This is a genomic window from Streptomyces sp. NPDC050485, from assembly GCF_044458185.1.
In the GTDB taxonomy this organism is placed as follows: domain Bacteria; phylum Actinomycetota; class Actinomycetes; order Streptomycetales; family Streptomycetaceae; genus Streptomyces.
On record NZ_JBITHR010000076.1, the window covers coordinates 1 to 1,989 of the forward strand.

Consider the following 1,989-nt stretch of genomic DNA (forward strand, 5'->3'; position numbering starts at 1 on the left):
AGAGCGCGCGGGTGGCTGTGAGATCGCGGTGCTTGCCAGCAGGGTCGGTGCGGATGAGAAGAGGTTGTTCGACGCATTCGATCGGCGTGGGGTTCGTTTCGAGCATGTCGACACGCGGCGTGAGTGGTTTGTGGCGGGTCGGGGTGGTGTTTCCCGGGGTGTGGTGCTGAACCGGGAGATCGGTCAGGTGCGCGCGGTGTATGCGGCGCGTTGTTGGTCGGTGGCGGGGGCCGATGTGGTCAACAGTGCGGACGCGACCGAGGTGTGTGGTGACAAGTGGCGTACGACGGTGGCGTTGGAGGCGGCGGGGGTTCCTGTGCCGCGTACCGCGCTGGGTCTGACGCCGCAGGCCACGCTGGATGCTCTGGACGAGATCGGGTATCCGGCGTTGATCAAGCCGTTGGTCGGTTCGTGGGGCCGGTTGATCGTGGGTTTGCGTGATCGTGCGGCGGCGGAGGGTGTGCTGGAGTACGCCGGCGCGTTGCCGGGTCCGCAGTCGCATCTGGGGTATGTGCAGGAACTGATCGACAAGCCGGGCCGGGACATCCGGGTGGTGGTGGTCGGTGGCCGGGTGCTGGGTGCCGTGTATCGGCAGGGTGCGTCGTTGCGGACGAATGTGGCGCTGGGCGGGCAGGTCAGGCCGTGCGAGGTGAGTTCGGAGATCGACAGGCTCGCTCGGGATGCCGCCGCGGCGGTGGGTGCGGATATCGCCGGTGTGGACCTGATCGAGGACCGTGAGGGCCGGCTGCTGGTCCTGGAGGTCAACCACCGGGTGGAGTTCACCGGTTTCCAGTCCGCACTCGGCGACCGGGTCGATGTCGCGGACCACATCGTCGGCTTTCTACGGGAACGGGCGCAGCGATGAACTGGGCGTTCACTTCGTCGGGCAACGTCACCGAGACGTATGCCGCGGGTCTGCTCCGCGCGATGCTGGAGATTCCTTCTCCGTCGTATCACGAGCGTGCGCTGGGCGATTATCTGGTCCAGGCGATGACGGATCTGGGTTTTCGGGCGCATATCGACGGTGTCGGCAATGTGATCGGTGAGATCGGCCGCGGCGGGGGCCCGACCCTGATGCTTCTCGGGCACATGGACACCGTTCCGGGCCGGCTTCCGGTCCGTTCCGAGGACGGCCGGCTCTACGGCCGCGGCGCGGTCGACGCGAAGGGCCCGCTCGCGGCGATGATCTGCGCGGCGGCCGGCATGGCGGACTTTCCCGGCCGGATCGTGGTGATCGGTGTCGTGGAGGAGGAGACTCCGCGCTCGCGCGGCGCGATGGCGATCCGCACCACCCTAGACCGCCCCGACGCGCTGATCATCGGCGAGCCGAGTGGCTGGTCGAGCGTGGTGCTGGGCTACAAGGGCAAGCTCGACCTCCGCTACACGGTGAAGTGTCCCGCGACGCATCCCAGCAACCCCGAGCCGAAGGCGTCGGAACTGGCCGTCAACTGCTGGAACACGCTCCTGGACCTCCTCGGACCGGACGCGTCGCACAGTGTGTTCGACCAGCCCGGCGCGACGCTCTGCCAGCTGAACGCCGACCTGACCACCGCGACCGCCGACCTCAGCATCCGCACCCCTCCGGGCTTCGACACCGACGACCTCGTCGCCGAACTGCGGGAACGGCTGACGGCCGGCACCCTCGAGGTCCGCAACTCGGTCACCGCCTGCCGCGTCACCCGAGCCGACCCGGCCGTCCGCGCGCTCGTGTCCGGTATCCGCCAGCTCCACGCGCAACCACGGCTGAAGGTCAAGACCGCGACCTCGGACATGAACACCCTCGCCGAAGTCTGGGACATCCCCATGGCCACCTACGGCCCCGGCGACAGCAGCCTCGACCACGCGGACGACGAACACATCGTGCTCTCCGACTACCTGCGCGGCATCGACGTCCTCACCACCACCATCACCGAGCTGGCACACCTGCCCACCCACCCGGACAACAACCCGGCAAACGAGGCACCGCTACGCATCAGGAGTCTCAGGTGA

General features: G+C 68.0%; 2 protein-coding genes. Both read left to right on the plus strand.

Features of this window, described 5'->3' with window-relative positions:
• Positions 1-865 (plus strand): RimK family alpha-L-glutamate ligase (locus ACIBK6_RS42445; RefSeq protein WP_399058840.1); only part of this gene is annotated, 865 nt, incomplete at its 5' end.
• On the plus strand, positions 862-1,989 hold the full coding sequence (locus ACIBK6_RS42450) for a M20/M25/M40 family metallo-hydrolase (protein ID WP_399058842.1): 1,128 nt from the start codon (positions 862-864) through the stop codon (positions 1,987-1,989). The genes ACIBK6_RS42445 and ACIBK6_RS42450, both read left to right, overlap by 4 nt.